At 46.7% G+C, this 26,954-nt stretch carries 26 protein-coding genes; 20 read left to right on the plus strand and 6 right to left on the minus strand.

All coding sequences use genetic code 11. The annotated features are described in order from the left end of the window. Positions 1 to 329 precede the first annotated feature (329 nt). The 5 genes from QUA88_RS17140 to QUA88_RS17160 all read left to right on the plus strand — a co-directional run bounded on the left by QUA88_RS17140 (position 330) and on the right by QUA88_RS17160 (position 5,506). The gene (locus QUA88_RS17140) at positions 330 to 2,705 is read left to right on the plus strand and encodes a cation:proton antiporter domain-containing protein (RefSeq protein WP_333272791.1); all 2,376 of its coding nucleotides are present in this window, start codon (positions 330 to 332) and stop codon (positions 2,703 to 2,705) included. Between the two features lie 63 nt (positions 2,706 to 2,768). Next, entirely contained in the window at positions 2,769 to 3,275 is a 507-nt protein-coding gene (locus QUA88_RS17145) for a hypothetical protein (RefSeq protein WP_333056021.1), read from the plus strand. Between the two features lie 202 nt (positions 3,276 to 3,477). Next, entirely contained in the window at positions 3,478 to 3,621 is a 144-nt protein-coding gene (locus tag QUA88_RS17150) for a hypothetical protein (protein ID WP_333272794.1), read from the plus strand. Between the two features lie 82 nt (positions 3,622 to 3,703). Then, the gene (locus tag QUA88_RS17155) at positions 3,704 to 4,330 is read left to right on the plus strand and encodes a DUF3038 domain-containing protein (RefSeq protein WP_333155037.1); all 627 of its coding nucleotides are present in this window, start codon (positions 3,704 to 3,706) and stop codon (positions 4,328 to 4,330) included. A 3-nt stretch (positions 4,331 to 4,333) separates the two neighbouring features. Next, positions 4,334 to 5,506 carry a DUF4335 domain-containing protein gene (locus QUA88_RS17160; RefSeq protein WP_333272796.1) on the plus strand — a complete coding sequence of 391 codons (1,173 nt, stop codon included), beginning with the start codon at positions 4,334 to 4,336 and terminating at the stop codon, positions 5,504 to 5,506. Positions 5,507 to 5,826: 320 nt separating this feature from the next. On the opposite strand, the gene QUA88_RS17165 is transcribed toward QUA88_RS17160, so the two are convergent. Together QUA88_RS17165 and QUA88_RS17170 are read right to left on the minus strand one after the other, a co-directional pair. Further along, entirely contained in the window at positions 5,827 to 7,866 is a 2,040-nt protein-coding gene (locus QUA88_RS17165; protein ID WP_333272799.1) for an abortive infection protein, read from the minus strand. Positions 7,867 to 7,910: 44 nt separating this feature from the next. After that, positions 7,911 to 8,582: a hypothetical protein gene (locus QUA88_RS17170; RefSeq protein ID WP_333056017.1), complete on the minus strand. Its 672-nt coding sequence runs from the start codon at positions 8,580 to 8,582 to the stop codon at positions 7,911 to 7,913. 239 nt (positions 8,583 to 8,821) lie between these two features. On the opposite strand from QUA88_RS17170, the gene QUA88_RS17175 reads away from it, so the two are divergent. After that, on the plus strand, positions 8,822 to 9,757 hold the full coding sequence (locus tag QUA88_RS17175; RefSeq protein ID WP_333056016.1) for an OmpA family protein: 936 nt from the start codon (positions 8,822 to 8,824) through the stop codon (positions 9,755 to 9,757). Between the two features lie 538 nt (positions 9,758 to 10,295). Here QUA88_RS17175 and QUA88_RS17180 read toward each other — a convergent pair. Next, positions 10,296 to 11,405 carry an AI-2E family transporter gene (locus QUA88_RS17180; protein WP_333056015.1) on the minus strand — a complete coding sequence of 370 codons (1,110 nt, stop codon included), beginning with the start codon at positions 11,403 to 11,405 and terminating at the stop codon, positions 10,296 to 10,298. Positions 11,406 to 11,501: 96 nt separating this feature from the next. On the opposite strand from QUA88_RS17180, the gene QUA88_RS17185 reads away from it, so the two are divergent. Genes QUA88_RS17185 through QUA88_RS17195 form a run of 3 tightly spaced genes read left to right on the plus strand, consistent with a single transcriptional unit; the run spans position 11,502 to position 13,203 of the window. After that, positions 11,502 to 11,891, plus strand: a complete 390-nt coding sequence (locus QUA88_RS17185; protein ID WP_333056014.1) for a type II toxin-antitoxin system RelE/ParE family toxin — start codon at positions 11,502 to 11,504, stop codon at positions 11,889 to 11,891. After that, the gene (locus tag QUA88_RS17190) at positions 11,884 to 12,213 is read left to right on the plus strand and encodes a helix-turn-helix domain-containing protein (RefSeq protein ID WP_333056013.1); all 330 of its coding nucleotides are present in this window, start codon (positions 11,884 to 11,886) and stop codon (positions 12,211 to 12,213) included. The genes QUA88_RS17185 and QUA88_RS17190 overlap by 8 nt, the downstream gene beginning before the upstream one ends. 33 nt (positions 12,214 to 12,246) lie before the next feature. After that, positions 12,247 to 13,203, plus strand: a complete 957-nt coding sequence (locus QUA88_RS17195) for an alpha/beta hydrolase (RefSeq protein ID WP_333056012.1) — start codon at positions 12,247 to 12,249, stop codon at positions 13,201 to 13,203. Between the two features lie 113 nt (positions 13,204 to 13,316). Here the strand turns inward: QUA88_RS17195 and QUA88_RS17200 are convergent, their stop codons facing one another. Next, positions 13,317 to 13,544, minus strand: a complete 228-nt coding sequence (locus QUA88_RS17200) for a hypothetical protein (RefSeq protein ID WP_333210616.1) — start codon at positions 13,542 to 13,544, stop codon at positions 13,317 to 13,319. 111 nt (positions 13,545 to 13,655) lie between these two features. On the opposite strand from QUA88_RS17200, the gene QUA88_RS17205 reads away from it, so the two are divergent. Continuing rightward, positions 13,656 to 13,844, plus strand: a complete 189-nt coding sequence (locus QUA88_RS17205) for a DUF433 domain-containing protein (RefSeq protein WP_333272804.1) — start codon at positions 13,656 to 13,658, stop codon at positions 13,842 to 13,844. Between the two features lie 50 nt (positions 13,845 to 13,894). Here the strand turns inward: QUA88_RS17205 and cysS are convergent, their stop codons facing one another. Together cysS and QUA88_RS17215 are read right to left on the minus strand one after the other, a co-directional pair. After that, entirely contained in the window at positions 13,895 to 15,451 is a 1,557-nt protein-coding gene (gene cysS / locus QUA88_RS17210; RefSeq protein ID WP_333233446.1) for a cysteine--tRNA ligase, read from the minus strand. A gap of 101 nt (positions 15,452 to 15,552) precedes the next feature. Beyond that, on the minus strand, positions 15,553 to 15,675 hold the full coding sequence (locus QUA88_RS17215; RefSeq protein WP_333233444.1) for a hypothetical protein: 123 nt from the start codon (positions 15,673 to 15,675) through the stop codon (positions 15,553 to 15,555). A gap of 203 nt (positions 15,676 to 15,878) precedes the next feature. On the opposite strand from QUA88_RS17215, the gene QUA88_RS17220 reads away from it, so the two are divergent. The 10 genes from QUA88_RS17220 (at position 15,879) to QUA88_RS17265 (ending at position 26,665) form a co-directional block, all read left to right on the plus strand. Further along, positions 15,879 to 16,142, plus strand: coding sequence for a hypothetical protein (locus QUA88_RS17220; RefSeq protein WP_333210609.1), 264 nt, complete (start codon positions 15,879 to 15,881; stop codon positions 16,140 to 16,142). Positions 16,143 to 16,240: 98 nt separating this feature from the next. Beyond that, entirely contained in the window at positions 16,241 to 17,605 is a 1,365-nt protein-coding gene (locus tag QUA88_RS17225; RefSeq protein ID WP_333056006.1) for a DUF4912 domain-containing protein, read from the plus strand. A 907-nt stretch (positions 17,606 to 18,512) separates the two neighbouring features. After that, the gene (locus QUA88_RS17230) at positions 18,513 to 19,829 is read left to right on the plus strand and encodes an ABC transporter substrate-binding protein (RefSeq protein WP_333272809.1); all 1,317 of its coding nucleotides are present in this window, start codon (positions 18,513 to 18,515) and stop codon (positions 19,827 to 19,829) included. A gap of 258 nt (positions 19,830 to 20,087) precedes the next feature. Then, a complete protein-coding gene (locus QUA88_RS17235; RefSeq protein ID WP_333056004.1) occupies positions 20,088 to 20,981 on the plus strand; it encodes a sugar ABC transporter permease in 894 nt (297 codons plus the stop codon). Between the two features lie 98 nt (positions 20,982 to 21,079). Next, positions 21,080 to 21,943: a carbohydrate ABC transporter permease gene (locus tag QUA88_RS17240; protein WP_333272811.1), complete on the plus strand. Its 864-nt coding sequence runs from the start codon at positions 21,080 to 21,082 to the stop codon at positions 21,941 to 21,943. 146 nt (positions 21,944 to 22,089) lie between these two features. Then, positions 22,090 to 23,172 carry an ABC transporter ATP-binding protein gene (locus QUA88_RS17245; RefSeq protein ID WP_333272814.1) on the plus strand — a complete coding sequence of 361 codons (1,083 nt, stop codon included), beginning with the start codon at positions 22,090 to 22,092 and terminating at the stop codon, positions 23,170 to 23,172. Positions 23,173 to 23,505: 333 nt separating this feature from the next. Continuing rightward, entirely contained in the window at positions 23,506 to 23,853 is a 348-nt protein-coding gene (locus tag QUA88_RS17250) for a hypothetical protein (RefSeq protein ID WP_333233442.1), read from the plus strand. A gap of 795 nt (positions 23,854 to 24,648) precedes the next feature. Beyond that, on the plus strand, positions 24,649 to 24,852 hold the full coding sequence (locus QUA88_RS17255; RefSeq protein WP_333056000.1) for a hypothetical protein: 204 nt from the start codon (positions 24,649 to 24,651) through the stop codon (positions 24,850 to 24,852). 483 nt (positions 24,853 to 25,335) lie between these two features. Further along, on the plus strand, positions 25,336 to 25,848 hold the full coding sequence (locus tag QUA88_RS17260; protein ID WP_333233439.1) for a hypothetical protein: 513 nt from the start codon (positions 25,336 to 25,338) through the stop codon (positions 25,846 to 25,848). 28 nt (positions 25,849 to 25,876) lie between these two features. Then, positions 25,877 to 26,665 carry a cobalt-precorrin-6A reductase gene (locus tag QUA88_RS17265; RefSeq protein ID WP_333272817.1) on the plus strand — a complete coding sequence of 263 codons (789 nt, stop codon included), beginning with the start codon at positions 25,877 to 25,879 and terminating at the stop codon, positions 26,663 to 26,665. Positions 26,666 to 26,954 lie beyond the last annotated feature (289 nt).

Genomic DNA, 26,954 nt, shown 5'->3' on the forward strand with positions numbered 1-26,954 from the left:
GTCGGGCGGGTTTATAGAACCTATTTGCAAGCTTTAAGGCTGTTGGCGAACCCGCCCCTACGGCTAATTGAGAATGGTGCAAGATATCAGTTTAAACTCAGATGTTGCACCATTGTCAAGAACGGGCTCTGGGGCCCGTTCCACAAAGAACGAGTTTTCTTGTGGAACAGGCCGAAAAGCCTGTTCCTAAACAAGTAATTGAGAATGGTGCAAAATGTGAGTTTAAATGGGCGGTGGGCAACCGGAGGTGAGATAGAGTCCGGGGTGCAGAGGCTGCGGTTAAAGTTACTTGCAAGCGCTTCTAAAAAACAAAAAATCCAGGTGGGAGGTTGCCAAAGCCTTTGTTGGCTTGTGAGAGAATGGCCTTGTTGGTGCGCCTCTGGTACCTTCTACCTTCGATCGAGCTGGTATCGATTTTTTTCGATCGGCAATTCAGTCAGCTTTACTACCCTGCCCTCTCCATCCGCAAAAATCCCCAAGCTAAAAACGCCATGCCCATACCCATTCTCGTCCTGCTTGAAGTTCTAATTGTTATCGCACTTTCGAGACTTGTCGGTTTAGGATTTCGAGCGATCAAACAACCTCAAGTCATTGGAGAAATTGTAGCAGGAATTATGCTTGGGCCTTCTCTATTTGGCTTAGTTGCACCAGCCACCGCAACTGCACTTTTTCCAGCCGAAGCCGTTCCCTTCCTCAACGTGTTGTCTGAGGTGGGGCTGATTTTTTTCATGTTCTTGATTGGTTTGGAACTGAATCCCAAGTACCTCAAAAGCAATTTAGATATAGCGATTTTAACTTCCCACGTCAGCATTCTAGTGCCGTTTTCCCTGGGAAGCTTGCTCGCACTGCTGCTGTATCCCATCGTTTCAAATAATAGCGTTTCCTTTACCGCATTTGCTTTGTTTTTGGGCGCGGCGATGTCAATTACGGCTTTTCCAGTGCTGGCAAGAATTATTACAGAACACAATTTGCAGAATACCAAATTGGGGACGCTGGCCTTGACTTGCGCTGCGGTAGACGACGTGACAGCGTGGTGTTTGTTAGCGGTGGCGATCGCAGTTACTCGTACTAATTCGATGATCGGTGCTTTGCCGACAATTATTCAATCTTTAATTTACATCGGTTTCATGCTGACTGTAGTGCGCTGGTTCTTGCAGCGACTTTCCAAACAGTACAACCGCACTGGCAGATTAACACAGTTATTGCTGTCCGGCATTTACATGGGAGTTGTAGCTTCTGCCTTAATTACTGAATGGATCGGCATTCATTTAATTTTCGGTGCATTTTTGCTGGGTGCTGTTATGCCTAAAAATGCGGGATTAACCAGAGAATTAGCTGAAAAAACCGAAGACTTTGTACTAATATTTCTGCTGCCCATATTTTTTGCTTACAGCGGCTTGCGGACTGAAATCGGCTTGCTCAACAGTCCCGAATTGTGGCTGCTGTGCGCCGCAGTTTTGGGAGTGGCAATTATCGGCAAATACCTCGGCACTTACGTTGCGGCCAGAGTTTGTGGCATCAGCAATCGCGAAGCTTCAGCCCTGGGATGGCTGATGAATACTCGCGGTTTGACTGAACTAATTGTGCTGAATATCGGTCTTTCCCTAGGTGTAGTTTCGCCGCTGCTATTTACAATGTTAGTCATCATGGCTTTAGTGACAACTTTTATGACTTCGCCTCTGTTGGAGTGGACTTATCCAAAACGGTTAATTAGGTTAGATATTTCAGAAGTTAACTCTGAGGATTCAGAATTAGAAAATTCACAAATGGCTGACAGCAGCGAAGAAACTGCTAACAAATTGCTGCCAAATTATCGAATTTTAGTACCGGTTGCCAATCCCAGCACGCAGAAAGGTTTACTGCGACTAGCGGTAGCGCTGGCGCAGCCGGCTGCTGGTATGGGTGGTGAGGATTTACAGTCGGCGGCGGTTCATCCTCTGAGTTTGATAGAATTAAATGATGACTATGCCTTTGAAAGTACGCCTGCGGAAGCCGATCGCATTATTCAAGAACGCCGCTCGAAATTATCAGAATTGATTGAGAGTTTGGAAGTGCCGGAGGCACAAAAATTCGTACATCCCATCATTCGGGTTACTAATGATGTTGCCAGGGAAACGGCACAAATTGCGGAAATAGATCGCGCGGATTTGATTTTAGTAGGATGGCACAGGCCAACTTTTAGCAGCAACCGTTTGGGAGGACGTGTCGGCCAAATTCTCAGCAACGCTAAGGTGGATGTAGCAATTTTTGTTGACAGAGGCCGGGAAAGGTTGAATAACTTGTTAGTACCTTACGCGGCAAACATTCATGATGATTTGGGTTTAGAATTGGCGCTGAGACTATTAGTTAATAGCGAGGAACGCCGTTTGACGGTGCTGCGGGTGGCGGTTGACGGGGAAGCTGAAAACAATCTGAGTTACGAGTTTGGGCGAGTGATGGATCAGTTACCAGTTGAGGTGCGATCGCGCATTGAGACTCCGATTGTGGAGGCTGCTGAGCCAATTCAAGCAGTAGTAGCGGCTTCTGCTAATGCTGATTTAACTATTGCGGGTACGAGTCGGGAGTGGGGAATTGAGCGCCAAACTTTGGGACAGTATACTGATGAATTGGCTGTGCAGTGTCATTCTTCGCTACTGATTGCGCGGTGTTACGTTAAAGTGCGATCGCACTTGGCATCGGTACTCAGTCAAACTACTCAGTATTAGTCATGAGTAGGGGCGCACTGGGCATTTTACCCAATTACCGATTACCAATTACCAATTACCAAGATGATGAATCATTTAAGCCTCAAATCCCTGGCATTTTACGGGATTGCGATCGGCTCAGTTTCACTGCTGTTTAAAGTAGTAACTGCTTACGGGGAAGCAAATTTAAAGGCGGCCCCGGCAATTGCGGGAACTTATCGCTTCGATCCTAAAAGTTTGCCCGAATGTCTGAATTCTGATGTTTTGGTATTGACAATCGAGCAATCGGGTGTTTATTTGAGCGGTAATTTGCGATCGGGCAGCAGGGAGGGCAGGGAAAAAACAGCCCAAGAGAAACCTTCTCTATTTGGTAGGTGGGAAACTCAAGGATTGAACTTGTCGGGTGCGGTTCCTAATTTAGCGGGTTGCAGGGACTCCACAGCAACCGGTCAAAACAGTTCTGTTAAAATGCGCGGAATTGTGGAGCAAGAAAGCCTCAAGGGAAAAATTAGTCTAACTGATAAGACGGCGGCTACTGATTTTACTGCTCAAAGAGAAGCGGCGGTGCAACCCCAGAAGCAGGAAGATTGATCGATCCCAATAGAGAATAAGAAAGGGGAAATGGGTAATTCTTGGTCGCTTTCCGACAGAAAGCATCCAGGATACCCGCCACGTAATTCATCCGTCCAGAAATAAAAAACCTGTATCCGATAAAGGAACCCCAGAATTTATCCGTGGGATCAATGCTTCAATTCTAAAATCTAAAATCTAAAATCTAAAATCGCGCAATCGATTGACTCTCCCCTTCTCCCCCCTCAAGAAGCAAGGAATCACAAAGCGGCGGGGTGGGGGAGTGGGCGATCGAACTCCGGCCGCCGGAGCTCGCCCGCGACGGTCGGTTGCTGCTAAATTAGAAAATATACCTAAAAGTCAATGATAAAAATAAAGTATCCCAGAGAAGTTCTTGGTTGAGAATTTGTCTTGCTCAAGACCCCCCGTGCCCGTATAGTTTGTTTGGAATGGATGTTGCCGTGATATTAATGCCGTCAGAAACTTCGCTTACCCAGTCAAACCCGTTGATTTTAGACAGTTTGCCAGACTTGTCGCCCTCCGATGGGGGATGTCCCCGCCGAGCCAGATTGCAAATTGACTTGATGTTGCTGGCGATCGAAGCCTTGTATCTCGGAGGTGCCGAAGAAATGCTGGCTGTGTCAAAGGACCTGGAATTGGAATCAATTATCAAAAATCGGGTTGCCCTTTGGCTGATGCGTAATACTAACCCGCTGAGACGCTATACCCAGCGCCGCTCCCTTACCATTGTGGAGGCAAAAGCGCTGGTGGCGATCGCCTGTAATATGGCGCGCAAGTTAACCGCCACAATTCGGCAGTTGCTGCTAGACTCCCAGCAGTTGCGATCGAAAAATATCCCCCTCAACCAGAACCAGCCGCTGGCGGAGTATTTAGAACGCTTTCGAGCTCACTTTCGATCGCGCATGAACCCCAAGCGATCGCTAGTTGCAGCTTACGATTCCGACGACAAGCTCAACGAACTAGCTTTGAACTTGTTGAGCAAACTGCTATTTTGTACAGGCACAGCCGGAATGCAGCGCTTCTGGGTTAGCCTGTTTGATGGAGAAGTTGAATAAAAAATGACTATTAGGCGTCAGTACAGTCTGCCAAATTGCACCCTGGTTCTAGAAGGGTTGAGCGATGGATCGGCAGCCAGCCAGTTAGATATAAGGCCGGTGCTTTCCATATTAATGAGCGCTGAATGCTATGTTACAGGTCTTGGCGAGCCCCTAAGCGGGGGACGGGAGTTTTTTGAAAGCTTGGTGAGGGCCGTCAGCAGCTACGCTCAAGAATTTATGAGCGGAGTGCATTATCCCGATCGCTACGGCCCGAATGTGGGTATGGTACAGTTGCACAGAATTGACGGGAATTTGCACCGATTGACCGTTCTACCCGCCTCCACAGGCAGCGCCACCCAAATCGATCAAAAAACAGAACTGTCGGCAAAAGTTGATTTGACGACGGTACAGCTATTTGACTTGGTAGAGGCGATCGATCAGTTTTTTGCCGACACGCAGACACTGCCGGAATTGTCGCTGCAATTAACCCCAATTTCCAGGCGTTACATCAAGTCGGCCGAACCTTTGGCGAAGCGGAGTTTGCCTGCTGTCGTGGGGGTGTCGAGTTTGGCTTTGGCTGCGATGGCGTTTTTCTTGGTGCCGGTGCCGGAAGTCCAGCGCCAGAGAGATCCGGTGCCGCAGCCCAATCCTGCTGGCCAGAATCAGGGGACGCCGAACCCGGGCGGATCGGGTTCGCCTAATCCCAATCCTACGCCTGCGGCTGACGGTTTGCTGCCAGGGACTCAAACTCCGAACGCTGAATCGAGTTCGCCGACTCCGAACCCCGCGCCGGAGTCGGACGCTTCACCGTTGGCCACACCGCAGTCGAGCACTTCGCCGGAAAGCACGCCCAGTCCTGTTGCTGAAGGTTTGGCAAGCCCAGAGGTGGCAGCCGTGCCAATTACAGATCCAGGGGAAATTGACCTGTTGAGGGGCAAACTTTCCCAGCAAATTGACGGAGTTGTGAAGGATAAGCCTCCGGTTGATGCGGAGTTGGTTTATCGGGTGAGTGTGGCCCAAGACGGGGCGATTGTCGGTTACAGGCCGGAAAATTCGGCAGCAGTCGATCGATCCGAAACGCCGTTGTCGGACTTGCTTTACAAGCCTGTTGGCACCAGGCCACCTGCGGAACCGCTGGCTGATTTCCGCGTAGTTTTGGCACCAGACGGCACTGTTCAAGTCACTCCTTGGTAATGGTTGACTGTTGACTGTTAACGGTTGACTGTTGACTGTTAACGGTTAAATGTTGACTGTTAACGGTTGACTGTTGACTGTTGACTGATACCAAATCCCGCTTAAATGCTGCCTCATACCATGTCCGATCGCGCATAATACAATTGCCGGGGCGGGTTTTTGAGATTGTCGGTTTTTAGCAAATATTGTTGGTGAACCCGCCCCTACAGGAATCAGGGTAATTGACCGGACATGATATCAATCTGTTAGTCTGGGGAGGCAGACTTGGTTTTTATAGTAACAATTTCAATCGCCGAATCATCTACAAACCGATTGCTGATTTAAAGCCCTGTCGGTGCGATCGGCTTAATGTCTGGGTCAAATCCTCCAACTTGATTGGTGCGAATTATCCACAAAAAAGCTCCTTGTTTTAATAAAACTTTGGCTATTTCATCTTGGGTTCGCCTCGGCAGCATTGTTCGGTAACTAATAGCAGTTTTTATCAGGGTTGCTATACCTGCAAAAAAGGTTTTTTTCAGTTCCGCATCAATCCCCGCCAATGTCGAATTTTTCCGCCAATCTGGACGAACAATTCCGAGGGGCATTAATACTTTTTCTAAACTCTCTCCTAAAGCTACTAATTGGTGAAACCTTTTGCTTTGTGCGTCGGTGGGATGTGTTTTTAACCAGTCTTGAATCTGAGGATTTGACTCTATTTCGGAAGTGATTTTTTTAATTGTGGCGTAAATTGCCTGACTTGAATCTTGGACGCAAGAAGTTGCTGGCGTGACTAAACTTGCGCCGGTGCCGTCTCCGCTGCGGTAGCGGGCCATCATGATATCTAGTTGCTGGTTTAATTCGGTTAAAGGTGACAAGGTGATGCCGTCAAAATCGTAGTCGCAACACACGCAGTCTAATTTACAGATGATATCGCAAACCGGGCGATCGCCCAACCAGCCGCGCTGCAAGTCTCCCATGTAGCTTTGCCATTTGCTGGAACCGGCAACAATTCCGTCGGGATTGTGGGCGTAAACTTGTTTGTATTCTATGTCAAAACGCAGTTCGCTGGTAAAGCGATCGCGCACTACTTTTGCTACTCCGAAAGCAAAATGTCCGGTGACAATTCCCAGGGGTTGCCGTTCGCCTTTTTTGCCGCCGATACCCCCGAAACTGTGAATCACTATCCCGATATCTCCTTCTTGCCAAGGAGAGATTGAAGCGTTTTCTTTAGCGTCATTTGGGGTTAACAATACTATTTTTGCTTGCCCTTTTTGGGCTGGTGTATTTTCCCAATTTTGGCTGCTTAAATAATCGATAGATTTTTTTAGTCCGAAATGTGTTTCATCTGGGATTAATTGGGCAATTTTGCGGGGTTCGATTGCCTGCACTACAAATATACTGTCTTCGTCTCTTTCGCCGTAAATGTACCAGCCTTCTGGATTTAAGGGCGATTGTTCGATTAGGTGATTGGTAGACCTCGCTACGCCATTTTTGTCTGGCTGTACTTGTGGAATCCGAATGATTTCGGCGGCGCCGTCAAATTGTTGAGATGTTTTGTTGAAATGCCGGACAATAAATTTGTCGCTGTCGCGTTCTTTTCGCTGTAAAATAGAGACTAAGGCGCAGAAACGTCCGATAATTTGTACTGGTTCGCGATCGATCGTGAGTTCCTGGCGATCGCTGCTGCTATAATGAATCGCAATCACCGGCCTCCGCAGCATCACAGTCACGCTGTCTTCAAGTCTGCTGCCTGCTAGAGTTTCTAAAGGCCCGACATTTCGCCAGCCGTTTAATCTATCTGGATGGATGTTGCCAGATTTTTGACTTTTTTGAGTTTCTTGTGTGAAGTTTATATCTTGACTGACTGCGTGGACAAAAAACTGTACTTCGCGATTTGTACTCCATTTCAAAAATGCTGTTTTGCCAATAAAGTTTTTATATTTTTTGGGTGCATTTATTACTTCAAAAAACACTGTGCCGTAGGGCAGCCGCTGTTCGTTTGATGGCAAAATTAAGCGCCCGTGCCAAAGAGCGATCGGCTTGTAGAGATAGGCAACTGCTGCTGATTTTTCGCAGATTATCTCCGGCTCAATCGCTCTTGAAATATCGCTTTTGCCTCCAAAAATAGTAGCAGTTAAATTGCCGTCACTTTCTACGAATCTGGGTTCTAAAAAAACCTTTTCAGGTTCGGAAATATGAGCGGTTGAATTGCCCGTCTTTCTGGTGAACGAGCGTATAAAAAAATGGCGGTTTCCCTCCAATTTCGCTTGCAACCAATTAAGAAAAATCCGAATAAAAATAAAAGCTGTTAGACCGGAAATAACAGCCAGAACTATCAGCCCCAGGGTCAAAATGAATTGGTTAAAAGACTGACCTGACACTAGAAAAATTGTGGGCCATATCCAAGAAAATGCCGCCATAATATCTAAAAACGAGTTTTAGGTTCGATCCAGTCTGTGCTGGCTTGACTGCCGAAAACTAGGGGTTTGTCCTCGGTGACTGCTACTGTTTGCCCTGTCATATCCACTGCACAAAGAGGCCAAGATCGATCGCCCAAATTGCCGGCGCGGAACAGAACTTTTCCGGGACAAACTTGACTCCAACCCAACAATACAGCATGAGTGTAAAGACTGCGAGCGGGAGCAACGGTATAAGTATAATTATCATTTTTGTCCCAAATGACACCGTAGTCGGACATATCGGAAGAGTTGAAAAGTGCTTCAAATTCGCGGGCGAGAATCCGGGAACCGTCTTGATTCCAAGAAACAGGCACTAAAATGGCGATCGTCCCGGACATATCTGTATCATCGCTAGCATACATCCCACTTTCGGCCAGTGGCGAAGCAGCCGCCACTGTTTGCAGTTCGCCGGTTTTGAGATTTTCCACAAACATGACGCTGCTAACCCGACATCGGGAGAATTCCGGCTGTACTTGCAACTCAATTCGACTGTAAGCTGCGTATTGGCCGTTAGTTGATACTAGAGATGGACTGCGATAATAGCGGAGGCCTGTGCCTGCAGTGGAGCTCACTTTAGCATGAGTGGCACTAATCCACTCCCAAGGAACGGGATAAGGGCTATTTAAAGGGTCAGTCATCGGTTTTTTTTCCAAAAGTTTTACTGAATTATCCAACAGATTCAGGCTGGCACGCAACGGACTAGAAACCAGGTTTCTAGTCCGTTGCGTGCCACCAAACCACAGATTTATATAAACCGGGTTTCTTTTTTATATTTTAGATTGGAGGACAAATCTCAAATCTCAAATCTCAAATTTCAAATCGGATAGGTAAGATAGTATCGAAATTAATGTGGTCTGTACACCGAGAGGGATGAAATATGACGCGATCTTTTAACCAAAAACCTTCAATCCCCCCCACTCGCGTCTCCAAGTCGCGGGGAAAAGGTTTGCTTGTACTGTCGCTGATTTTTCGACTGCTGCTGCTGGGGGTGGGTAGCGGTTTTGCGTGGGTTTTGGGGATGGCGATCGCTCAAATTTATCCGTCAGGGGCGACGGAAATGCCGATCGCAGAGAGATTGCTGCGTGTAACTCAAAATTTGACCTCCAGCCCGAAACGCGCCCCAGCAACGCCAATTCCGGCACTCCCGCCACCAACCGCTACACCGACTCCCCAGTCAACAGTCAGTCCTGCCCAGAGAGAGAAATTGCAGTCGGATTTGAGACAGTTGCAGGGCGAACTCAACGCGCTGATTGGTCGCACTGCCGCTTTGGAGAGTCAGTTGGGCAGCAGCCGCCCGACGGAAACTTTGGAAAAGCGTTTGCAGTTGATGTCGCGGGAATTGGCGGGGCCGGAAACGGCGGCAACTCCTGTTCCGCCTTTACCGGCGATCGGCAGCAGCCCCAGTCTGAACCCTGAAACGGTGAATACTGCGCCACAGAATGCCAATAATCCGGTGTTTGGGGGAGATGGGCTGATGGTGACTCTGCCCAGCGATGTTTTGTTTGATACTGGCAGCATTTCTTTGCGCGCGGGCACAAGTGCGATTTTGGACAATTTGGTGGCGGAGTTGGGCAATCACGAGGGGGCAACTGTGCGGGTTGCGGGCCACACTGACGACGCGGGGGAAGCGGCGGATAATCGCAATGTGTCGTTTGCCCGGGCTCAGGCTGTGGTGCAGTATTTGTCTGGTGTGCTCGGTCAGAAGTATCATTGGGTGGCGATCGGCTATGGGGAAAGTCGCCCTTCGGTAGACAATAGTTCTGATACTAATCGGCAGCGCAACCGCCGCATTGAGGTGGCAATTAGTCCTTAGTTTTTAGTCATCAGTCATCAGTTATCAGTCGGCAGACTTGTAGATACTGTTGAAGTGTCAATGGTAGCGATCGAATAATTGGAGTCAATCGATTTTAGATTTTAGATTTTAGATTTTAGATTGACTTGCGCGAGATAAATGCGGGGGCAATAAGTGATTTTCGATTTTCGATTTTGGATTGATTCCACGGATAAATAACGTGGCGGGTACCACATGAAGAAATTCGTGGTCATATCACATCCGGTTGAACCGGAATGATTTAACCGCAGAGGGCACAGAGGACGCGGAGGAAGAGAAGAGAGAGATGAATAATTCCGATGCCAACGGGTTTGATATCGAACGGCTTCTGGGATGTTAAAATTGCTGTTGTGAATTTAAGATCAAACCTGGCAACTACGGAATTATACCCAAGTACGAGTGTCCCCGCGATCGGTCACGTAAGCGCTGAACTCCGAAAATTATTATTCCGATGCCAACAGAAACGATATAAATTGTATGTTTCAATTCCCTACTCCCCTTCTCCTCTTCTCCCCTGCTGTCACGCCGAAGGTGTAAGAGGTGGCAAGTCAGAATTATTTTTAGCCCGATCTATTGCCTCTCGATGTTCGCTCCTAAGTTTCGGTTTTAAATACAAGTTCTCAATCAAAGCTGCCACTCCCGCAAACCAAGGCGGCACAATTACTGCCCCAATAATTCCTAATACTTGAACGCCTCCCAATACAGACAGCAATTGATATAAAGGATGCACACCAACCGAGGAACCAACCAGCAAAGGATCGAGTACGTAAGTTTCTAAATTCTGGATAATTACAAATAACAGTAATACCCACAAAAGTACCCAGCCACCTTTAGCTAATGCTACAATTAATGCTGGTACTGCTCCCAATACTGGGCCGATGAACGGAATCAAGTTTGTCACACCTGCGATCGCACCCAAGCCTAAAGCAAATTCCGGCATTCCCAAAATGCTTAAACCTGTGGTAATAAATATCCCTAAAATGCCCGAAACTAACACTCGCCCGCGAATATAGCTCCCCATTCTTTGACCAATTGGCGCCACTTGTGCGGCTAATCTTGTATCCCAAGGTTTTGGGAAAAATTGCACCAAACTTTTGATTAATGTGTCGCTGTCGGCAACCATGTAACCGGAAATAAATAATGCTAAAACTAAGCTGAAAAAACCGCCTAGAATGCCTCTGGTTAAACTGTACGATCGCAAAACCAGTTGTTGACTCGATCGAATCAGCCAATTAGTCAGCGATTGAGTGTCCACCAGACCCACCAAGGTTGGGGCGTCGTCGGTTAGGCGACTCAATAGATTAGTTGCCACAGTTCGCAAACTTTCGACATAAACTGGTAACTGCCGCAGCAGTAACTCTATTTGTTCGATGACTGTGGGCCCGATTAACACTACCGTCCCGCTAAATCCACCGATGAGAGTTAAATAAACCATAATCACCGCCAGCCAGCGGGGAACCCGCATCGTTTGGGCCCAATTAACGATCGGGACGATCGAAGCAGCCAGCACAACTGATATCATCAGAATTACTAGCAGGCTCCGCAATTGCCACAGCAGCACTAGCAGCAAGGACGATGCTACAATTAGCAGCAAGTTAGGTAAAGAAATGGTAATCCGCTGTTCTGACATGATTATTCTGACAAAATTGAGTAATGATATTGTTGTCGATCGTGTCACTCTCTATTTTATGATAAACGATATGATATAAATAATATAATTAAGATTATGAAGTCGCTCTTAAAACCCGTTGAATGGATCGGCAGTTCCCGTGACGACTTGCGCGACTTTCCTGAAGATGTTCAGCAAATTATGGGTTTTGCTTTGTACCGCGCTCAACTGGGTAAAAAGCATCCTGATGCTAAACCGCTTAAAGGATTTAAAGGTGCTGGCGTTCTAGAAATTGTTGAAAATTTTGATGGAGACACTTACCGAGCTGTATATACCGTAAAATTTGAAGGAATAGTCTATATTCTTCATGCTTTTCAAAAAAAATCAAAGCAGGGAATTGCTACCCCCAAGCAAGATATAGATTTGATTGAATCTCGACTTAAGCGTGCCAAAGAACACTACAAAAAATATTTAGAACAGCAAGAAGTGGAGGAACAAAATGACTGAAGAAATAAAAGTGCATTCCAGTAGTGGAAATGTTTTTGCTGATTTAGGGCTACCCAATCCAGAGGAATTACTGATTAAGGCAGAACTAGCTCATCAGATTAGTGAATTAATTTCGGAACGCCAACTAACCCAGAACCAAGCAGCAAAGCTATTAGGAATCGATCGACCTACACTCTCAGCATTGATGCGCGGTAAATTATTAGATTTCTCTACGGAACGCCTATTTCGTTTTCTCAACGCACTCGGCAGCAACGTAGAGATTAGGATTGCCCACTCGCCACCAAATGTTCAAGCTAAAACTCACATTGTCGTAGCATCATAAGTAAACAAACAAGTAAAAAATTAAAAGATTAATATGCAATCACCACCTTCAAATAAAGATTTGTCAACCATTTCATCTATAAAATCACCAACGCTGTTTTACGAATGGCAAAACTATCGCTGTGCTTATGATGTTTATAACCCAACTACTGCGACAGAAGATAGCATCCCTTTGTTATTAATTCACCCGATAGGAGTTGGTTTGTCAAGAATCTTTTGGCATAGATTTTGTGAGAGTTGGTACAAAGCAGGGAACAGTAATCCGATTTATAATCCCGACCTTTTGGGCTGCGGCGATTGCGAAATGCCGGCTGTGGCCTGCTATCCTGACGATTGGGCGGCACAGTTGCAGTATTTCTTGGAAACTGTAGTCAAAAAACCTGCGATCGTCCTCGTGCAAGGTGCTTTACTGTCTGTAGGCTTGGCTTTAGCAAAAAAGCAGCAGGAAAGCGGCTCAAATTTAATTCGCGGCTTAGTTCTCGCAGGGCCTCCAGCTTGGGCGGTGATGAACAAACATTCGACAGAAAGACAGCAAAGAATTGTCTGGAATTTGTTAAATTCTCCCCTGGGAAACGCTTTTTACCGCTACGCCAGACGCGCTGAGTTTTTGCGTTCTTTTTCTGTGAAACAACTGTTTGGCGATGCGGCACAAGTTGACAGCGAATGGTTGGATGCTTTGCAGGCTGGGGCGGCCAATCCTGACAGCCGTCACGCGGTTTTCTCGTTTTTAGCGGGGTTTTGGCGCCAGGATTATAGTAACACGATTCAAAAGTTCGATCGACCTGCACTCATTGTCATGGGAGAAAAAGCCTCAAGCATCAGTCAAGCGGGTAAGGAAGAGAAACCGGATGAAAGATTAGCGCAATATTTAGCTTATTTTCCCAATGGGGAAGGTTTATTAATGCCGGGGCGCAATGTTTTGCCCTACGAATCCACCGCAGAATTTGTCGCGGCTGTTGCCGAATTTGTGAACAAGTTAAATAAAACTTAAATCTATTTGTGGAGTTATTATCTAATAATAACTGATATCGTTTCCGGTTGCATCGGTATTGTTCAAATACTCAACAGTTAACAGTCAACAGTCAACAGTCAGAACCAGTTGTCTCATGCTTCCGGCTCGTCCAAAGACTGGCGTAATGTTGCAATAACATCCTCGGCTGACTGGTGTCGAAATTTGCCTGTACGGAAATCAGCTAAGGTTCGTTGGGCATCAGCAGCTATTTCCGCGCGGACACTCTCGCGGTGACGGTTTTGCAGGATTTTTATCAGCATTTCCTGCTGTTCGTAGGACAGTTGTAAAGCAGTTTCTAGCACTTGGTCGAGGGTATTCATAGAGCTAGGCTATTACCTCTAAGGTTGAACAAATTGCGAAGTTGAGTAAATTATATCGCTTATTCAAAGACTAGGCTACACTAAAAAAAATGTACTAAACTCGGTTTGGTCATGAGCGACAACATCATTACGATTGAAGCAGGTAAACGCAGTGGAAAGCCTTGCATCAGGCGAATGCGAATTACCGTTCACGATGTGCTGGGTTGGCTGGCTGCGGGAATGTCTCATGCAGAAATTCTAGACGATTTCCCAGAGTTGACGGAGGAAGACATTAGAGCGTGTTTAGAATTCGGCGGTTGAAACCGCTTCTTGTCAAACAAAGTCTGCCTCCGCAGACTATGAATTTAGTTTCAACCACGATGCCAGATGGTTGTACCATCCTTTTGATCGATCAAAGTAATCCCATTATCCTTAAGCTCGTTGCGGATGCGATCGCCCTCAGCAAAATCCCTAGCTTTCCGAGCATCTTTCCGCTGCTGAATCATCACCTCAATCTCCCCATCACTCAAACCATCAACAGCATCATTGCTGTCACCTTCCGGCTGAACTTCTAAACCCAAAACCCCCGCCAAACTCACCAATGTCAGCCATTTTTGCTGCAACAAATCCGGCGCAGTTTCTGTTTTTCCCTGATGCACTAAAACATTGCCTTCTTTGGCCAATTCCTTAGCCAATTCAAACAAAATCGTCACAGCGCCGGGAGTATTGAAATCATTGTCCATCGCTGATTGGAATTCCTGCACAGCTTTGCTATCCTGTCCAGTTTTCTCAACGTCCCAATTCAGTTGAGAACCGTAGCGCAGCCCAAACAGCAAACCTTCATTGATGGTATTCCAGCCATTTCTAGCGCTAGCGATCGCCTCTTCGGTAAAATCAATTTGACTGCGATACTGCGCCATCAACACAAACAGCCTCACCGCCATCGGTTCCACCGCTTTTGCATTCTCGCTTTGATTCTTACTCCCATCCTGCGTAGGGGCGGTGCCCCCGTGCCCGCCCTGGGCTGCGGGGGGGTTAGATTCCAAATCGCCCGACCAATTCCCATCCAACAAATCGCGAATTGTAATAAAATTGTGCAAAGATTTCGACATCTTTTTGCCATTGACAGTCACAAAAGCATTGTGCATCCAATAATTAGCAAGCGACTTGCCAGTCGCGGCTTCAGATTGAGCAATTTCGTTTTCGTGGTGCGGGAAAGTTAAATCGGAACCGCCGCAGTGAATGTCAATTGTTTCGCCCAAGCAATCGCGCACCATCGCCGAACATTCGATGTGCCATCCGGGACGACCTTTTCCCCAAGACGACTCCCAAGCAGGTTCTCCCGGTTTAGCGCTTTTCCACAGGGCAAAATCAGAGGAATCTTGCTTTTTTTGAGCTTCTATTTCTGCGGTTTCCAATCTACCGCTAGCCCCTGCCTGCATTTCTTCCAACTTGCGGCCGGAAAGTTTTCCGTAATCGGCAAACTGCCTCACGTTGTAGTAAACGTCGCCGCCGTTCGCATAGGCATAACCTTTATTTTCTAATTCGTGAATCAGCCGTTTAATGCCGTCGATTGTATGGGTGGCGCGGGGATATTCATCGGCCCTGAGAATATTCAGTTTGTCCATATCTACGAAATATTCATCGATGAAGCGTTCCGCCACGGCTTCCATTCTGGAATTGGTTTCGCGGGCGCGATCGAGAATTTTGTCGTCAATATCTGTAAAATTCTGCACGTAGCGCACATCGTATCCCCGCCACATCAGATAGCGGCGCACCATGTCCCAAACAATGTAAGCGCGGGCGTGGCCGACGTGGCAGTAATCGTATACCGTAACGCCGCAGCAGTACATCCGCACCTTTCCTGGTTCGAGGGGCTCAAAAGGTGATTCGCGACGGGTCAAGCTGTTGTAAAGCGTTAGAGTCATTCGATTTTAGATTTTAGATTTTAGATTTTAGATTTTACAAGATTTACGCAGAAGCTCTATGTGTAGGGTGTGCAGTGCCCACCTTATCTGTATAGGTAGCGTCAAACCTTTTTTGGGTTCAGGAATGTTGGTTTGTAGTTGCGATCGCCCGTAAGCGTTGCTTGCACAAGAGTACCGCCCAACTGCCAGCCTACCAAATTTTGTACTAAATCTCCTCTATCCATAGTACCGCCCTGGCCGACTCAATCTCACATCTAATTCATGTCAGGGAATGTTGACAATTGTTTCCCTGACGATCCCCACAAGCGCTTAATTATCAAGATTCCCTGACAAAGCGATCCCCAAAATCACGAAAATGCGTATAAGTACCCAGAATTAAAGGAAAAGACCCCTTGACCCGATCGCAAGTTGTCTGCAACATTGAGTCATGACAAAACGATCCCAAAGAAATGCTTCGATTAAGCAGCACTGGGAGTCGAATAGCGCGTGTGCTGCAAGCACAGCGTTGCTAGCAGCACCGATCGCACTCACAAAATCGATCTTGTCAATCAAGAATCGACAGATAAAGCTTTATTTAGATCGAACGGTGCGCGCAGAAGCCAAGAAGTCCAAACCCCCGATCGCATGGGGAAAAAGACAAGCTAAAAACAAGCAAGGCTTCAAAGGTTGGAGAGATTTGGAAGCTCGATAATATGTAGATTTAAAAGAGTTTCTAACTCAAAAAGTCAACACATTTGTGTTGGAAGAAAAAATCTAACCCGCCATCCTAAATTAGTGGAGAACCAACTCATGGCAAAAGAACGCCCACCATTAGAAGAGATGACTTTGCGACAACTCCGCAGAGTTGCTAGCGAATGTGGAGTCTCTCGCTACAGCCGGATGCGGAAATCGCAACTCCTGGCATCAATTCAAGAAATTCAGCGCACCAAATTTTCCTACAGCCCATCTCGCAAACTAGAGGCACAAGAAGCAGTGGAAGCAGCAAAGTTTGAACTCGGTCAAGAAGATAGAACAGGCGGTTCTTTGTCGTCTGTAGATGAAGGTTTAGCAGATTTGCCCAACGGCTACGGCGAAAGCCGGGTGGTTTTAATGCCCCGCGACCCAGAATGGGCCTACACTTACTGGGACATTCCCAACGATCGCAAAGAAGAATTGCGTCGCCAAGGAGGACAGCAACTCGCCCTGCGGATCTACGACGTTACAGATGTTAACCTCGACACTCAAAGCCCGCACAGCATTCAAGAATATCCCTGCGACGAACTGGCGCGGGAATGGTACGTGCCAATCCCCGTGAGCGATCGGGACTACGCGATCGACATCGGCTACCGCTGTGCAGATGGTCGGTGGCTGGTATTAGCTCGATCGGCTGAAGTCCGCGTTCCTCCCGTCTATCCCAGCGACTGGATTGAAGATCAATTCATCACCCTCGACTGGGAAGAAGAATTGCAGGGCAAAACCTTCGCCGAACTGGTTCCTCCGGCCAAGAAACTCGCAAAAGCAGTCAATGGCGGTGGTTACAGCACCAGCAACGCCATCTACGAACAAATCTTCGGCATGGCAGAATCTGCCGAATCCCTGCGCGTAGCGGGTTCTGTCTTCGGTTCCATGCAGCACGTCGCCGGTTCCGTCCAGCAAGTCGGCATCCACGAACAAGCTCTCAGTTCCTACGTGTTCCCCTCCGGCGTCGGAATGTGGGCGGCTCCCACCATGTCCGGCCTCACCGCGTCGGGTGTCGGTATGTCCGGCCTCACCGCGTCGGGTGTCGGTATGTCCGGCCTCACCATGTCGGGTGTCGGTATGTCCGGTCTCACCATGTCAGGTTTCGGTATGTCCGGTGTCGGTATGTCGGGAGTTGGCTTCGCCGCCCCGATGCGCCCCCGCCAGTTCTGGTTAGTTGCTGATGCCGAACTGATTGTCTACGGCGCCACCGAGCCTGACGCTACCGTCTACGTAGGCGGACAGCCGATTAAACTCAATCCTGACGGCACTTTCCGCTTCCAGATGTCTTTCCAAGACGGCTTAATCGACTATCCGATTTTTGCAGTAGCAGCAGACGGCGAACAAAACCGCGCCATCCACTTGAAATTCAACCGCGAAACCCCAGAACGGCGCACCAATACCAAGCAGGATGCTGTTGTGGAATGGTTGGGCTAATCGCTCGCGGTCGATCGAGCAACGGGCGATCGTGCAGGTTTGTGCCAATTTTTTAACCATCACAAGGCATAGCCTCAGCCGATCGTAATTTGTTAAGGTTAATCCCAGACAACAACCCATAACACCCCCTATACACCGTTCTCCTGTTTTGAGGAGCGGTGTTTTTTGTATGTAGGATCGCGAATTAAATAACTTACAATTTTAATTGTTATTGTGGGATGGGCGGGACGCCCATCCCACTTTCAAAAGTGGAAGTTATTTAATTCTCATTCCTTAGTTTGTATTTAGGATTTACTCAGAAACCGGGTTTTTATTGGAGAATAGATCGTCGATCAGGCGATCGACAAAAGTTATACCAATGCTTAAAAGTAGGGATAAATATAGATTGGATGCGAGCATCTGTAGGGACTTAGGCTGGGTGTAAGTCCCTACTTTGTTTCATCTGAGATATTGCACAATTCTCAATTACTTGTTTAGGAACAGGCTTTTCGGCCTGTTCCACAAGAGATGAATTTCATTGTGGAACAGGCCGAAAAGCCTGTTCTTGACAATGGTGCAAGATGTGAGTTTCATGCGATTGACAACTGCTATAGCAATCCTAAATGAGTCGTCAACTTTTTACCCCACCCCAACCCTCCCCTTACCAAGGGGAGGGAGTAAGAAATTCACAAATGATTTAGGATTGCTATATATTAGACAATTTTCTCAATATCTCTCTATAGATAGATGTCTACTCAACTCCCCTTCCACCTACTTAAATCAAAATGTGTACTCTTCACTCAAGCATTATTAAGTAAGCTAAAGTTTAGTTAAACTTTTATTGCACAAACTGGCTAAATCCAGCGAAACAAAAGAAAGCGAGTTATGAGAGAAATAAGGCGATCGCACCGCCATTCCTCAAAAGCAAATGCAAAAAATAAATTCCCTGCTGCAACGAAGCCAGAAGCGTCCCCGTCTTTTAGCCTTATTCGCTGTCACATTAGCCGCCGTCTTACTTTTATTTATTCTGCCGGCACTGACTCAACAGCCAGTCGTGCTCACCATGTTAATGCAAGGTCAAGACCTTGTTAACTGGAAACCCTTTGTCAAAGAATTTGAACAGAAAAACCCCGACATTCGCATCAACCTCATAGAAGGGCCTTTTGACAGCAACCTCATAGAAAATCTTTACACATCTGCCTTTCTTTTAGGCGACTCGCCCTACGACATCATCAACATGGATATTGTCTGGGTTCCCAAATTTGCAGCCGCAGGTTGGGTAAGCGATTTGACAGACAGAATTCCCCCCGAACAACTATCAAAATTTATCCAAGGAAACGTCGAAGGCGGGCGGTATCGGGGCAAACTTTACCGAATTCCCCACGCTTCCGATGCCGGAATGCTTTATTACCGCAAAGACATTTTAGAACAAGCGAAAATTCCAGCCCCGAAAACCTTTGAAGAGATGGTAAAAATCTCTCAAAACTTGCAAAAACAGGGAAAAGCAACTTGGGGTTATCTGTGGCAAGGTAAACAATACGAGGGAGTATCTGCGATGTTTGTCGAAGTGCTCTCCGGTTTTGGTGGCTTCTGGGCAAACCCGCAAACTTTTGAAGTTGGGTTAGATAAACCAGAAGCAATTAAAGCAGTGGAATTTCTCAAAAATACGATCGCCTCTGGCATTTCTCCTCCCGGTGTCACCACCTACGGAGAAGAAGAAACCCGGCTTTTGTTTCAAAACGGCCAAGCGCTGTTTTTGCGAAACTGGCCCTATGTTTGGAAGCTGGCAAATGCCGAAGGATCGAATGTTAGAGGTAAAATTGCGATCGAGCCAATGCTCAGCAGTATCGGTCAAACAGGCGGTTCCTGCTTGGGCGGCTGGGGCTGGGGAATTGCCAAAACCTCAAAACATCCAGAACAAGCGTGGAAAGCAATTCAGTATCTTACCAGCGAGGAAACCCAGCGCAAATTTATTTTACAAACCGGTTTAGTTCCCAGTTACAAATCCCTATTTACCAACAAAGAAATAGTCGCCAAATATCCCCACTACCCGCAACTGCTAAAAGTAGTGGAACGATCATCTTTGCGCCCGCCTCTGGCACAATACGCTCAAGCTTCTGATATTTTGCAGCGCTATTTGAGTTCAGCTTTTACCGGGAGAATGAGTGCAGAACAAGCAATGAAAGCAGCAGCTAGCGAAACTCGTAATTTATTAGGCAGTTTGAAACAACCCCAAGCTTCGTAAATTTGACATCTTGTCTCTGTTAGAAACAGGCAAGATGCCTGTTCCACAAAGAGTTAGAAACAGGCAAGATGCCTGTTCCACAAAGAGTTAGAAACAGGCATCTTGCCTGTTCCACAAAGAGTTAGAAACAGGCAAGATTCCTGTTCCACAAAGAGTTAGAAACAGGCAAGATGCCTGTTCCACAAACCAGTTAATTCAATTGTGGGGAGTAGGGGTTGGGCTTCTGGCCCGCCAAAAAATAAATTAAAGGTGAACAAGATGCAATTAGACAAGATGCGACAGCGCGAACAAAAAACCGGATGGATATTAGTAGCACCAGCTTTGATAATTCTGATGCTAGTATTTGCTTACCCAATATTGCGGGCTTTTTGGCTGAGTTTATTCACCCAAAACCTCGGTACAGAATTAAAACTGGTTTTTTCCGGTTTTGCTAACTACAGTCGAATGTTAGGCGACGGGCGTTTCTGGCAAACTTTAGGCAACACCACTGTATTTACTGTCGCCTCTGTTGTGCTGGAATTAATTCTCGGTATGGGCATTGCCTTAGTCTTAAATCAATCCTTCCCAGGGCGCGGCATTGTTCGCACAATCTCCCTGCTACCTTGGGCGTTGCCCACTGCATTGATGGGAGTAGCTTGGGCGTGGATTTTTAATGACCAATACGGCGTAATTAACGACATTTTGAGGCGATTGGGATTGATTCAAAATAGCATTAGCTGGCTGGGAGATCCGACTTTGGCAATGATGGCAGTGATTACAGCGGATGTGTGGAAAACTACGCCCTTTGTCAGCTTGCTTTTGCTAGCGGGATTGCAATCAATTCCCGGTGATTTGTACGAAGCACACGCGATTGACGGCGCTAGTAGCTGGCAGAGTTTCCGTCAAGTTACTGTGCCCTTGCTGATGCCCCAAATTGTGATTGCTGTGCTGTTTCGATTTGCCCAATCTTTCGGCATTTTTGACTTGATTCAGGTGATGACGGGAGGGGGGCCGGCGGGGGCAACGGAGACGGTTTCTATCTACATTTACAGCACGGTAATGAGGTATTTAGACTTTGGGTATGGGGCGGCTTTGGTGGTGTGTACTTTTTTGATGTTAGTGGCAGCAGTTGCGATCGCCACTTATCTGTTATCGAGAGCCCGCATCAATTGATTTTAGATTTTAGATTTTAGATTTTAGATTTGAGGATTGTAGATTGTAGATTTTAGATTGCTGAACGGTTTAAATTTTTCCTTTCATTGGTATAAATTATGTCGATCGCCCGCGAACAACCTAGCAAAAAAACCTTTAACATCCGGCAATTAATCTTGCCAATCTCAGCGCTCTTAATTGTCGCCTATTTCCTCGCACCTATTATCTGGCAGGTGCTAACTTCTTTCAAAGTAAATGCAGATATTTCGGCGATTCCCAACGTCTACATTCCCAAACGAATTACTTTCGAGCATTACCTGTCGCTGTTCCAGCGCCGCCCGTTTGGACTTTACATTTTAAATAGCGCTTTTGTTTCCATTACTTCAACATTACTGTGTTTAGCAGTAGGCGCTCCTGCAGCTTACGCTTTAGCCCGGTTGCGGCTGTGGAGCGAGAGAATTATCCTGGCAAGTGTGACGATTGTAACGCTATTTCCGGCGGTGCTGCTATTTTTGGGACTGCTGGAAATTGTCAAAGCTTTGGATTTAGGCAATAATTATTTAGCCTTAATTATTCCTTACACTGCTATCAATTTGCCGCTGACAATTTTGGTGATGCGAAGTTTCTTTCAACAGTTGCCAAAAGATTTGGAAGATGCGGCTAAAGTTGACGGCTACAACACTTTTCAAATGCTGTGGCAAATCGTACTGCCGATGACATTTCCAGCGTTAGTCACAACGGGAATTTTAACATTTATTTCAGCTTGGAACGAGTTTATATTTGCACTGACATTTATGACTCGCGAATCTCTGAAAACTATTCCCGTCGCAACTGCTCAACTCAGCGGGGTGTCAGTCTTTGAGATTCCTTACGGCCCGATCGCCGCAGCTACCGTTTTGGGAACTTTGCCCTTGGTTTTGCTGGTTTTGGTGTTCCAGCGGCGCATTGTTCAGGGTTTAACAGCGGGGGCAGTAAAAGGATAAATCGATTTTAGATTTTAGATTTTAGATTTTAGATTGGAGAGTAGTCAGTAGTCAGTAGTCAAACAAGCAACAAAAGATTAATCCGTGTATCCGTGTTTATCCGTGTCGTGCTGTTCTTAGCAATTCCCAATTACCCATTAAAAATCATGGCAAAATTGCAACTCAAAAACCTCAATAAAACCTACAGCCCTAAAGTTGTTCCCGTGAAAGACATTAGTTTGGATGTCAGCGAAGGGGAATTTCTGACGTTGCTGGGGCCTTCGGGGTGTGGTAAATCTACGACGCTGCGGTTAATTGCAGGGTTGGAACAGCCGACTAGAGGCGAGATTAGAATTGGCGATCGCGATGTCACTTATCTCAGACCGGGCGATCGGGATATTGCAATGGTTTTTCAAAGTTACGCGCTGTATCCGCACATGACAGTATACGAGAATATGGCATCGAGCCTCAAACTTCGCAAAATCTCCTCCAGCGAAATCAATCGGTTAGTGACGGAAGTTGCAACATCCCTCGGATTGACGGAATTAATCGATCGCAAACCAGGAAAACTATCAGGCGGACAGCGGCAGCGAGTGGCCCTCGGCCGCGCATTAGTGCGCCAACCGGAAGTATTTTTGCTCGACGAACCTTTGAGCAATCTCGACGCATTATTACGGGAAAAAGTTAGGGCCGAACTTAAACAATTGTTTTCCTCCCAAAAAGCTCCGGTAGTGTACGTAACTCACGACCAAACCGAAGCAATGACGCTTTCTACCAAAGTCGCAGTTCTCAACTGCGGCAACGTGCAGCAGCTCGATCCGCCACACTTAATTTATACTCGTCCGGCCAATCAGTTTGTAGCTGGTTTTGTGGGCAGCCCGCAAATGAATTTGCTAGTGCTTAAATGCCAGGGAAATTTTGCTAAGTTGGGGGAGTTTGGAGTTCCACTCCCAAATATGCCGACTGTGCCGCCAGAAATTGTGTTGGGAATTCGCCCGGAACACGTCGGCTTTGCAGATGTAGAGGCTGGCAAGATGTCGGGCCCAGAGGCAATTAAAGGTGAGGTTTTTTTAGTGGAAAACTTGGGAATGCAAAATTTAGTTAGCGTCCGAGTTAAAGGTTTGGAGTCTGTAACGGTGCGGGCTTTGCTGCCAAATGACCGCCACTGGAATTCCGAAATTGTAGAGCTGGTTTTTCCGTCTCAGTTGCTGCACTGGTTTGACGTGAAAACGGGCGATCGCTTGCAATAAGAATTCGCCCTGCATACCATGCTTGATTAAAAATTGTCTAACCATGTGTATAAAAATATTTTTTTTGCTTCTAACTAAGTTATGACTTTAGTTAGAGGTAGAACTATTTGGCTGCTGTTAACGTGATATTCATGTGTGAAAAAGCTAATTGGCTCACACATAGGTTGCGTGTTTACCAGATTTTATCGTTAACCTATAACTCTATTTAGGTGGTCGATCGCAAGTTAAAGCTAAGTTGGCTTTACCTCGCATTAGCTGCTAAATTTGGAGCGAGTCAATTAGATGAAAAAATGTTGAAAATTATCACCAATTAACTTCGGGAGTATTACTGAGATGAATTTGATTTCCACAGCCATTGCTCGCATCAGTTCCCTGCTTAAGGGTTTTCAAATTAAGAGTTTTTTGAGTGTTGTCCTAGTCGGTTTTCTGGTGCTGACAACCAATGTTAATTCGGGAAGCAGTAACAAAGGTTTTGGCGCGCAAGCCAGCTCAAAGTCTGAGCTCAACAATCCTGAAAGACCCCAAACAACACGGGAATGGAGGCAAGAAGCTCGCGAAACCTCAGACTCTCCGGGCGATCGAGTTCAGAAGATTGGGCAAGAGGCAGGAGCAGCCGTGAAAGAAATGGGGGAGATGTATCAAGACACTGCTAAGAGAAGTATCCGCGAATTAAAGGATTAGTAGCTCCCACTAAAAAAATATAACACTGAGAAACCTGATTGCTTTCGGGGCGCAGCCAAGAGTGCTCGCCCTTGCGAGTTTCTGAACACCTGAAAAGTTTGAGGTTTAAATAGGTTGAGCTAGTTAATACGGCAGACGCAATCAAGTAGGCGACCATACATAAACTAGAACAGATGCTCAAAAACCCAGTTTCTCAGGTGAAACTGGGTTTTTGAGTTGAAAGTCTTTTATGTTACAGCATATTCGCTGGTTCATAAAGTACATTAGGAATGAGAATTAAATAACTTCCACTCTTGAAAGTGGGATGGGCGTCCCGCCCATCCTTTTTGGACGGGCGGGACGCCCATCCCACAATAACAATTAAAATTGTAAGTTATTTAATTCGCGATCCTTAGCAGCTATATTGTGTGGTGTTAGTCCGTAGGGTGCGTCGCTCCTTCATATTTGATAAAGATTGCAGATTGACGGGTGTATCCGCACCTTACTCGCGTTTCTCTTCTTGTATGTACCGCATATACATGGAATATGCTGTATGTTGAGGGCGGGCTTTCCGGCCCAACCCCTACTCCCCACAAGAAGGAAAATTTATTGCCCCATGCAATTTAAATGCGTATTAGCTTAGCCTCGTTACTGGTTTAAATGCTCCACAGCTTATTGATGATATTATTTGTGGTAATCAAGGTCATATCCTCAAAGATACTTAGGGTGCGGGTGCAAGAAAAATCATAGTTTGTGGGTATCGATCGCAGACTGCAAAAAATCGCTATAAAAACCTGGCCGGGAGAAAACAAAAATATGATGAATGACGGCAACCAAAAAGCTGAAGCGCCTGAAACCGAGGATGCACAAAATTTGTCCGGCATGGCGAAAGCTTTTCTTGTGAACGTGGCTTGGTCTTACGCAGAGGCATTGGAGCTAATGAAACGATCGCGAAATCCACAGGAACCGGCGCCGGAATCTCCGACAGAACAAGTCGAAGCTGATACTGAAAAAAATTAATGAAGACTAAGCTGTCCTGCATTTAAACTGCACAGTCAAAACTTGATAAAGTTGTTGTGGGGAGTAGGGGTTGGGCCAGAAAGCCCGCACAAAAAATGCAATTTAGATGTCGAACAGCTTATTAATGGGATCGATTTGCTAAACTATCTGGAGATGCGATCGATCGCAATAGTCAATTATAGCAATACTCGCATCAGTTTCAATAACTGGTTAACTTCCAAGCTCTGCCTGGGAAACGATGTAAGCGAGGCTCTGCCTCTGCCCAGACTAGGGAGGCTCTTCCTGCGGATATGCGTTACCAGGAAGAGCCTGGTAACGAGTAAAAGCCTGGTAACGAGTAAAAAGCTTTAGTTCGGGGATGACAACTGCGTTGTAGGTTTGAACCTCAACCTATATCTATCCATAAAAGGGATTTAAACTAAACAAAGTACGGTTTTACGGCTACAGTGTACAAAACAAATAACCAATTTTTAGATCTGTCTCATGTCTAATTCAAAAATGATTGGTAAAGCGATCGCAGGTAGCCTTTGCTTGGGCATCCTCATTAGCTTCAACGCCGCCCTCGGTTCAGCATCCGCAGCAACACCAACAATTGCCCAAGAAACAGCAGCCCCGGCCGCTAGCACCCTCGACCAGCAACTCCTAGGCCAATGGCAAGGCACTGTCGCCTCGGGTCAGTCTTTCACCTTCGTCTTTGCGCCAGAAGGCAAATTGTTTCTCATGGCTAAAGGCCCCGACGGAGCTGCCCGCGCCAAAGAAATGAGGTACAAAGTTAATCTCGGTGAAAAACCGATGCACATTGATGTCGGCCTCAGCAGCACAGAAACCGTTGAGACTGTTTTTGAGTTGACTCCCGAAGGTCAAATGCGGCTTCAGTTGCAAGGCACGAATCCCGGACAGGCGAGGCCTAATTCCTTAAACGAGCAGGCAACTGTGTTTAAAAAGGTCTCCGAGGCAACTGCACTGCCTCCTGACACTCAAGTCATCGGTTTTTAAGGAAAATTGCAGGCAGAAGTATAATTTGGTGAAAAAACGGTTGCTAATTTTGGGGGGGACGGGGGATGCTGCGGCACTGGCGGTGAGAGCGTCTCAAATTGCTGATATTGAGGTGGTTTCTTCGCTAGCAGGACGCACTCAACAGCCTTTTACCCCCAAAACGGGTACGGTGCGGATTGGGGGGTTTGGTGGGGCGGCTGGGCTGGCGGCGTTTTTGCGCGTTAGCTCAGCCCGCCCCTACGGGGGCTACGCCAAGGGAGTCGATCGCCCGATCGACTTCTTAATCGATGCTACTCATCCGTTTGCGGCTCGGATTTCTGCTAATGCTGCTGTTGCTGCTGCTGAATGTAATGTGCCCTTTTTGATGCTGGTGCGTCCAGCTTGGGAGAGGGTGGAGGGCGATCGCTGGATTGAAGTTGCGGGCCACTCGGAGGCTGCAAGGGCTTTATTAGGGCAGTCTCAGCGGGTGTTTCTCACGATTGGTAGGCAGGAATTGGCTGCTTTTGCGGGTTTGGATGCTATTTGGTTTTTGATGCGGGCGATCGATCCTCCGGCACTCAATTTTCCTATTCCTAATGGGAAATTGTTATTAGCAAGGGGGCCTTTTTCTTTGGAAGAGGAGCGTCAATTACTATTAGAATATCAGATTGATACTATTGTTAGTAAAAACAGCGGGGGCGGTGCTACTTATGCGAAAATTGTGGCGGCTAGGGAACTGGGAATTCCGGTGGTGATGGTGCAGCGGCCGCGGATTCCCGATGTTGAGCAGGTTGCTGATGTTGCAGGGGCGATCGCTTGGTTGGTTAAGCAGTTATGATATCAAATCCGTTAGCATCGGAATAGTAAATTCGAGTTCACTGTTGACGGTTGACTGTTGACCGTGAACAGTCAACCGTCAACATCATTCTGGTGTTACCGGAAATGATATTAGTAGGGTTTCAAACATCGGCCAGGTTATGTCTTTGAGTAATAGTTGGTTTCCTGGCTGGATGATTATTTGTTTTAGTTATAGCTGCATTTTTTGACGGTTTTAATAGGATTTGAAATATAAAATAATTTAAGTTAATAGATTTTAGCAATTCTGCACTTATGCGGAATTGCTGTTA

It is taken from the genome of Microcoleus sp. D3_18_C2, from assembly GCF_036702395.1.
Taxonomy (GTDB): Bacteria; Cyanobacteriota; Cyanobacteriia; order Cyanobacteriales; family Microcoleaceae; genus Microcoleus.

Bases quoted from the DNA above. Each gene is read 5' to 3' on its own strand.
- QUA88_RS17180 (WP_333056015.1), bottom strand. From the start codon at position 11,405: ATGTCAGAACAGCGGATTACCATTTCTTTACCTAACTTGCTGCTAATT.
- QUA88_RS17240 (WP_333272811.1), top strand. From the start codon at position 21,080: ATGTCGATCGCCCGCGAACAACCTAGCAAAAAAACCTTTAACATCCGG.
- cysS (WP_333233446.1), bottom strand. From the start codon at position 15,451: ATGACTCTAACGCTTTACAACAGCTTGACCCGTCGCGAATCACCTTTT.
- QUA88_RS17250 (WP_333233442.1), top strand. From the start codon at position 23,506: ATGAATTTGATTTCCACAGCCATTGCTCGCATCAGTTCCCTGCTTAAG.
- QUA88_RS17220 (WP_333210609.1), top strand. From the start codon at position 15,879: ATGACAAAACGATCCCAAAGAAATGCTTCGATTAAGCAGCACTGGGAG.
- QUA88_RS17170 (WP_333056017.1), bottom strand. From the start codon at position 8,582: ATGACTGACCCTTTAAATAGCCCTTATCCCGTTCCTTGGGAGTGGATT.
- QUA88_RS17225 (WP_333056006.1), top strand. From the start codon at position 16,241: ATGGCAAAAGAACGCCCACCATTAGAAGAGATGACTTTGCGACAACTC.
- QUA88_RS17245 (WP_333272814.1), top strand. From the start codon at position 22,090: ATGGCAAAATTGCAACTCAAAAACCTCAATAAAACCTACAGCCCTAAA.
- QUA88_RS17260 (WP_333233439.1), top strand. From the start codon at position 25,336: ATGTCTAATTCAAAAATGATTGGTAAAGCGATCGCAGGTAGCCTTTGC.
- QUA88_RS17145 (WP_333056021.1), top strand. From the start codon at position 2,769: ATGATGAATCATTTAAGCCTCAAATCCCTGGCATTTTACGGGATTGCG.
- QUA88_RS17230 (WP_333272809.1), top strand. From the start codon at position 18,513: ATGCAAAAAATAAATTCCCTGCTGCAACGAAGCCAGAAGCGTCCCCGT.
- QUA88_RS17160 (WP_333272796.1), top strand. From the start codon at position 4,334: ATGACTATTAGGCGTCAGTACAGTCTGCCAAATTGCACCCTGGTTCTA.
- QUA88_RS17205 (WP_333272804.1), top strand. From the start codon at position 13,656: ATGAGCGACAACATCATTACGATTGAAGCAGGTAAACGCAGTGGAAAG.
- QUA88_RS17175 (WP_333056016.1), top strand. From the start codon at position 8,822: ATGACGCGATCTTTTAACCAAAAACCTTCAATCCCCCCCACTCGCGTC.
- QUA88_RS17195 (WP_333056012.1), top strand. From the start codon at position 12,247: ATGCAATCACCACCTTCAAATAAAGATTTGTCAACCATTTCATCTATA.
- QUA88_RS17200 (WP_333210616.1), bottom strand. From the start codon at position 13,544: ATGAATACCCTCGACCAAGTGCTAGAAACTGCTTTACAACTGTCCTAC.
- QUA88_RS17215 (WP_333233444.1), bottom strand. From the start codon at position 15,675: ATGGATAGAGGAGATTTAGTACAAAATTTGGTAGGCTGGCAGTTGGGC.
- QUA88_RS17185 (WP_333056014.1), top strand. From the start codon at position 11,502: ATGAAGTCGCTCTTAAAACCCGTTGAATGGATCGGCAGTTCCCGTGAC.
- QUA88_RS17155 (WP_333155037.1), top strand. From the start codon at position 3,704: ATGGATGTTGCCGTGATATTAATGCCGTCAGAAACTTCGCTTACCCAG.
- QUA88_RS17235 (WP_333056004.1), top strand. From the start codon at position 20,088: ATGCAATTAGACAAGATGCGACAGCGCGAACAAAAAACCGGATGGATA.
- QUA88_RS17190 (WP_333056013.1), top strand. From the start codon at position 11,884: ATGACTGAAGAAATAAAAGTGCATTCCAGTAGTGGAAATGTTTTTGCT.
- QUA88_RS17255 (WP_333056000.1), top strand. From the start codon at position 24,649: ATGATGAATGACGGCAACCAAAAAGCTGAAGCGCCTGAAACCGAGGAT.